Annotated in this window: 6 protein-coding genes; 3 read left to right on the top strand and 3 right to left on the bottom strand. The window is 44.8% G+C overall.

Translation table 11 applies throughout. The features are described from left to right. Both QXE01_10720 and QXE01_10715 read right to left on the bottom strand, forming a co-directional pair. On the bottom strand, window positions 1-459 hold a 459-nt coding region (locus QXE01_10720; protein MEM4971709.1), incomplete at its 3' end, for a helix-turn-helix domain-containing protein. A gap of 206 nt (window positions 460-665) precedes the next feature. Further along, window positions 666-2,144, bottom strand: coding sequence for an aromatic amino acid ammonia-lyase (locus tag QXE01_10715; protein MEM4971708.1), 1,479 nt, complete (start codon window positions 2,142-2,144; stop codon window positions 666-668). Between the two features lie 193 nt (window positions 2,145-2,337). Here QXE01_10715 and QXE01_10710 point away from each other — a divergent pair, with 193 nt between their 5' ends. Together QXE01_10710 and QXE01_10705 are read left to right on the top strand one after the other, a co-directional pair. Further along, window positions 2,338-3,195 carry a hypothetical protein gene (locus tag QXE01_10710; GenBank protein ID MEM4971707.1) on the top strand — a complete coding sequence of 286 codons (858 nt, stop codon included), beginning with the start codon at window positions 2,338-2,340 and terminating at the stop codon, window positions 3,193-3,195. A gap of 51 nt (window positions 3,196-3,246) precedes the next feature. Next, window positions 3,247-4,143: an arginase family protein gene (locus tag QXE01_10705; GenBank protein MEM4971706.1), complete on the top strand. Its 897-nt coding sequence runs from the start codon at window positions 3,247-3,249 to the stop codon at window positions 4,141-4,143. A 4-nt stretch (window positions 4,144-4,147) separates the two neighbouring features. Here the strand turns inward: QXE01_10705 and hutI are convergent, their stop codons facing one another. Then, a complete protein-coding gene (gene hutI / locus QXE01_10700; protein ID MEM4971705.1) occupies window positions 4,148-5,416 on the bottom strand; it encodes an imidazolonepropionase in 1,269 nt (422 codons plus the stop codon). Between the two features lie 965 nt (window positions 5,417-6,381). On the opposite strand from hutI, the gene QXE01_10695 reads away from it, so the two are divergent. After that, a partial coding sequence (locus tag QXE01_10695; protein ID MEM4971704.1) for a hypothetical protein occupies window positions 6,382-6,728 on the top strand: 347 nt, incomplete at its 3' end.

Here is a 6,728-nt window from a genome sequence, read left to right as displayed (position 1 = left end):
CGAAGCCCTCTCTATATCCTCTATAAGCATCGATATAAGCCCCTCTATACTCTCTATCATAACTACACCAGCAAGCTCTTGATCCCCCCTCCTTCTCGGAGATCTTGCTCCAGCCTTCTCTGCAAGTCTATTTATAGTCTCCACTATTTTAACAGCCTTCTCCCTAGCTATCATACATAGATCTTCGGCGAGCTTGTTAGAGACAATCTCAGGTTTAACAGCATCTATAACAAAGGGTCTCGAAGATATTCTCACAGCGAGACCCTTTGTTATAAGGGATCTAGCAACGCTATAACATTTAGTCCTAGGTATCCCAGCCACTTGGGAGAGCCTTGAGATCCCTGTTGGCCCTACAAGGATTAAAGCTATATAGGCTCTTGCCTCGTACTCTGTGAGGGAGAAGAAATCCCTTATAACAGCGAGCTCGTCTCCCCCTATTAGCTCGACTATGCTGCTCATAAGATCTCAAACCCACTATATAGATCTAGGTATTACGGATTTATATATCTCTCTATTCACCTCTATAACTCTATATATGAGCCTAATAATGGTCTAGGATTAGATCTTGTAGACATGCTATTCAAAACTCGCTCAAGAAGATGTTCAAATCACAGCACAAGATCATGAGGATGGATTTTCCAATATCTGTAATAAGATTAAGATATCTATAGATCCTCCACGAGTATAGCTATTTCCCTCGCCATAGCATCAACAGCTTCCCCCAGCGTCTCTGCCTTTGAGAGTATATCAATAGCAACACCATAGATCTTCCTTGTAAGTGGGCTTAAGCCATCTAGCCAGCCTCTCAGGCTGATGGCCCTGCTCATTACCAGGATCTCTATTGATGCTATTCTGAGCCCTAGCTCAGCTATCTCCAATGCTTTGAGCCCTGCGTTGAGGGAGTTGCTAACATGATCCTCGTGGTTAGCTGATGTCGGTGTGTTATCCTGTGTAGCTGGTGTGGATAGGCTCTTAGCTCTATTTAGTAGAGCTGCTGCTAAATATTGAAGCATCATGAGGCCAGAGCTCTTCCCAGGATCTTCTGAGAGGAATGGTGGCAACCCACGGTTAAGATTCTTGTCGAGGATTGCTGAGATCCTCCTCTCACACTGGATAAGGGCTGGGATCATCGATATAGATAGAAGATCCATGGCTATCGCTATATGGATCCCGTGGAAGTTACAGCCACTAACACACTCACCCCCTAGGATTACCGGGTTATCTGTCACAGCATTTATCTCTCTATCAACAGATGATCTCACATATTCCAGCGAATCCCTCAGAGCACCGAGTATCTGTGGGATACATCTATAGCTATATATATCCTGTATAACTGCTGATCTTCCTAGGTTGGATGAACCATCTAAGATCCTATGTATATCCATAGCAACCCCTAGGATCCCTGGGTGCCTTTTGAGGGATAACATCTCAAGATCTATGTGCTGCTTTAGCGTCCCCATAGCCTGTATAGCAATTGAAGAGCTGATCTCAAGGGTTTTTAGAAGCCTCTCAGCAGCTACTAGAGCGTGAACCGCTATAGATGTGGACATGGCTGTGTTATTTATTATTGAGAGGGCCTCCTTAGAACCTAGATCCAGGGGTTTGAGACCCTCTTCGGCAAGCGCTTGCGAAGACCTAAGAATCCTTCCCCCCTTCTCAACAAGCCCCACCCCGGCTATGGCAAGGCCTATATAGGCCATAGGCGCTAGATCTCCACTAGCGCCAAGCGATCCATATCTAGGTACTATAGGCACTATATCTCTATTCAACATCTCTATGAGGAGAGACACAACATCTGGTGATACCCCGGAATACCCTATTGAGAGCTGCCTCGCCAGTATAGCCATAGCACCTCTTACAATAGACTTATCTAGGGGATCTCCTGAGCCCGCTGCATGCTCCCTCAAAAAATCCCTAGATCTTCTCGCGACCTCAGAGGGATCCACCTCAAAATCCTTCAAACCCCCAACACCTGTGGTTACGCCATAGCATTTCCCCCCTCTTCTAATTAGCTCTAAAAGCTCCTCCCTCCTCTTCTTGAGGGTCTCATATATCTCAGACCTGATCGAGGCTCTAGCCCTTCCAACAGAGATCTTCCATATATCTCTATAGCTAACATCCCTTGAAAGATCTATTACCTCCATTGCTAGAATACCCCAACAAATTCGCGCTAATAACTTTTTATCATTACCTATGATCAGCCGGTGTTACTATCTATAAGGGTTAAAAATATTTAGGCAATATATTGTGAGGATAGATCATAACTATCTATTCCTCAGCGATGGAAATCCTAAGCTCATATATATTTGCTAGCGAGATGTGAATTGGCGGAGCCATATGTGCAGGATCTTGATTCTCTTTGGAGGTTCACAGCCTATAGCCAGGTATAGGGATGCCCTTATAGAGAGTCTCTTAAGAGCATCGGAATTCGATCCATATGGGGGTTTTCTAACAGGTTCCAGAGGGATAAGCCATAAGGATGGCTGGGGGAGGCTCAGCGTGCTAATCACATCGAGGGGTGTTGAAAAGCTCGCTATAGCTAAGTCTATAGAGCCTTTCTACAGTGACGTAGATGCTAGGACTCACCCGCATCAGCTAGGATCTCGAGATGGGGCAGCAGTTGAGATGATCCATGTTAGGGCTGCTGCAACTGGTATGCCGATAAACATATTCTCGACACACCCAGCCGAGGCTGTTACTAGTGAGGGCTATAGGCTCTATCTAATCCACAACGGCACGGTGGATAAGGATAGGATTCTAGAGGATCTCGGGATCGATGGTAGAGGTGTATATGCAAGCCTCTATAACGATACATACTTCCTAGCACAGATGATCGCTACAAGGATAAGAAGTCATATAGATGAGGGGATCTTAAGAGAGATTATAGGCTATACGGTGTCAGCACTAAATATGGGGGCTATCCTAGTTAGGGAACACGATGTAGAGGTGGTTGTGGGCAGCTTCTACAGGGTCTATGATAGAGCTGTTGAGAGGAGGAACTACTATAAAATCTATAGAGCGGTATCGAGCGGGCCGATCTATATATATTCTTCATCAACAACCATAGATATATATAGACCTGATCTAGATCTTGGATGGATCGAGATCCCCAACGGCTTGTTCGAGGTATATAGGATCTGGTACGACGATTTGCCTAGGGTTGAGAAGAGGTTTGAAGCCATATACCCTGGGTGATGGCTAGGTATATCATCAGAGAATCCCTGATCCCATCTGGGTTGATGATCCATGATCCCCGCATTATTTAGAACCCCTGGTAGCAGGTTTATAAGAGATCCAGAGGATCTAAGGCTAGGCGATGTTGTTAGGAGAAAATGCGATGCTGGCTGTATATGTATAGCAGGCGCCCCCTGGGATTGGAGTACTGCGGGGAGGCCGGGGGCTAGATATGCTACTACCAAGCTGAGGGATTATCTATATAGCCTTAATATTCATGAGGATATATGTGTATGTGATGCTGGAGACATAGATATAGCACCAGGCGATATAACAACTACATCCTCTAGAATATATAATGCTGTGAGGGAGCTGTTAAGCATATGCAGAGGCTTCCTACTACTTGGAGGAGATCACAGTATAACCAAATACTCCGTATCAGCTGTGCTGGATAGAAGAGGATCTGGAGGAGGGCTGGTTGTGTTCGACGCCCATCTAGATCTGAGAAGGCTTTCCGAGGGCCTCTCATCGGGAACATATCTCAGAGAGCTCCTGGAAGAGAGGGGGTCTGGCTTAAAGGTTGTAGTGGTTGGTGTTAGAAGGCATAGTGTTCCCAGATACATGCTGGATCTGGCTAGAAGGCTGGGTGTTACATATATAGAATCCGAGGATCTAGATCCCGGAGAAGCTGTGAGGATTATAAATGAGATTCTCTCGGAGGCTAGATGGATCTATATAAGTTTTGACAGCGACTCTTTAGATCCACATCAATGCCCAGGGGTTAACTCACCATCACCCCTAGGTCTAGCTATGCGAGAAGCTGTGGAGATCTTAGATGGTATCTCCAAGACTAGAAGGCTTGTTGGGGGTGATATTGTGGAGTATGTGCCAATATTAGATCACGGGGAGATATGTGGGAGGAACCTGGCCTATATAGCATATAGAATGATCCATCTTATGGGATCTTAGCTATCTAGGGCGATCGCTGGATCTCGCAACCCCTTATATCTCTCACCAGAACCCCATCCTTTATAACACATGCTATTGGTGCTCGGCGCATTAGATAGCCAAACCATCTATAGCTCGGCTGCGCCCATAACACTATATCGGCTCTCGAACCCTCTATAAGAGATCCTACGTGCCCCCCAAGTCCAAGGCTATAGGCTGCGTTAACTGTTGCAGCCGCGATAGCATTTGCAGGAGGTAGTGAGAGGTAGTTAACAGCTAGATCTATTGTTACCACCATATCGAGGTTCATGAGGGATGGGGAGTGGTCTGTTGCAATAGCTATTATAGCCCCTCTCTCTAGGAGCTCCCTAGAAGGGGGTTTCCTACCTACTGTGGCTATTGCAGTGCTAGGTGCTAGCACAGCTGTGGAATCTGTTGAGGAGATCCTATCGATAACCTCGATTGGCGTGTGGTTTAGATGATCTAGGGATGATGCTCCTAGCTCGAGGCCTACATCGCTACACCCTATATAGCTGAACTCATCGGCATGGATCCTCGGTATAAGGCCTCTTCCCTTACCAACAGCCAGTATAGCCCTAGCCTCACTCGGGTTGAAAGCCCCCTTATCGCAGAATACATCAACGAATCTATATCCAAGCTCCAAAGCCCTTGGGATCAAAACCCTTTCAAACCCATCTAGAAAACCCTTGAAATCTAGGTTGGGAAGTGGTATATGGGCTAGCAGTGTTGAAACTATGTTAACAGGGCTGTTCCCCGCGGCATATGCTAGAACCTCTAGAAGCCTTAGCTCGCTCTCAATATCGATCCCATAGCCAGTCTTGATCTCAACTGTTGTAACCCCGCTTTCGATCATCTCATTAAGCCTCTCCCTAAGAGATGATAATAAGAGCTCTCTATCAGCCTTCGAGGTAAGCTTCATAGTCCTCAAAATACCCCCTCCTCTAGCAAGGATCTCTGTGTAGGGTACTCCACCCAGGATCAGCTCCCTCTCATCCTCCCTAGAACCGCTATATAGAAGATGGGTATGTGGATCTATAAGGCCCGGCGTAGCTATATAGTTCGATGCATCGATATACATCCTAGCCCTATATCTCCTCAAGATCTCATCCTCAGAACCTATAGCAACAATGACACCATGGGAGATAGCTATAGCACCATCCTCAACAACACCCAAAGATCCTCGATCAGCTCTCCCCCTAACAACCCTTGGAAGAGTAAGGATCTCTCTAGAGCCGTGTATGATCAAATCAACATCTACATACCCTTGAGCCATGTATACTCCCAAAATAGATAGCTATGGAAGATATTACAATGAATTAGAATGTAGATAAAGCTTAGCCTTCACCGTATCTAGTAGTGCTTTCAATCGTTACTGGTCACTCAGCTTCATCACTCATTATCCCTCCCTGTGTTGTTTTCGAGGTTAACTCTTCTTCGAAGGTAAGGGAGCTTCACCAAGTATATCCTTGCCCTAGCAACTGCTCATCAAGATTATAGTAGCACCCTTTAACTAACCAATTGGATCACGAGGTAGAAGGATTTGATAGACACACATAATTAGTATATTTGTTAGCCGTAAGAGGATTAGAAAATAATTAAAAATGGGTTAAAGATTACGTGGATATATTATAGATGTGTGAAGAAAATCGCTATATCGATTGAAGCTTATGAGGCTCTGTTAAGACTTAAGAGGCCTGGTAAAAGCAAGCTTTAAAAGCCAGTGAGAAAGCAGGGTATCTATACTCAAAGGTCAGACAATCGATATCAGAGATCTATTGATCGGGTTATAGCACATGAAAATGGATACCCGGTTCTCTCAGGCGATATTAAACATCTTAGCAGGATATCTGGATTAAAAATTATTTCATATCGTAGATAGAGGATATAATAAAGATGTTACCATAGATCAATTACAGTTCATAGTGGACACATTTCAGCAATTTTAAACTAGATTATTATCATAGTGTGCTTATTATATTACGAGGAACAGAGGCTTCTCTGAAACTAAGTTTAGGGATATATTATTCTCTACTCAACCATATGGAGGTTCGGAGCTTCTACAGCTGGGATCCTTGTACCTTAGGGTGGGGGTGGAGGCAGATCATCTTATATAGAAGGGCTAGAAAAATCCGACATTAGTGTAAGGCCTAGAATAATGTTATAGATATTCTTCACATCCTAATCTGGGACATATTTTTATTACCTCTTTAGATATAATCGGTATTTGGTGGTGATCTATTGGGGAATCGAAATAATGTTAAGAGTTATTGGGGGAATGTTGTTGCATCTGCAGCTGGCTGGGGCCTTGATTCCTATGATTGGATCTCATATATAGCTGTATCCACGATCCTAGCTGATATATTCTTTAAACCTCTAGGGCCATTCTATGGGCTTCTCTCGACACTGCTTGTTTTCAGCATCTCCCTTGTTATAAGGCCTCTCGGTGGTGCTCTCTTTGGGAGAGTTGCTGATAAGTATGGGAGGAGATTTGTCCTCTATACAACGATGATTGGGGCTGGGCTCTCAACGTTTCTCATGGGCTTTCTACCAACGTATGAGCAGGCTGGGGTTCTAGGTCCTGCGGG

It is taken from the genome of Sulfolobales archaeon (genome assembly GCA_038897115.1).
GTDB lineage: Archaea > Thermoproteota > Thermoprotei_A > Sulfolobales > AG1 > AG1.
The sequence above is the reverse complement of the archived record's forward strand: the minus strand, read 5'-3'. Positions and strand labels throughout refer to the sequence as shown.

Excerpts from the sequence above, each read along its gene's own strand:
- QXE01_10705 (MEM4971706.1), top strand. The coding sequence starts at position 3,247 with ATGATCCCCGCATTATTTAGAACCCCTGGTAGCAGGTTTATAAGAGAT.
- QXE01_10710 (MEM4971707.1), top strand. The coding sequence starts at position 2,338 with ATGTGCAGGATCTTGATTCTCTTTGGAGGTTCACAGCCTATAGCCAGG.
- QXE01_10715 (MEM4971708.1), bottom strand. The coding sequence starts at position 2,144 with ATGGAGGTAATAGATCTTTCAAGGGATGTTAGCTATAGAGATATATGG.
- hutI (MEM4971705.1), bottom strand. The coding sequence starts at position 5,416 with ATGGCTCAAGGGTATGTAGATGTTGATTTGATCATACACGGCTCTAGA.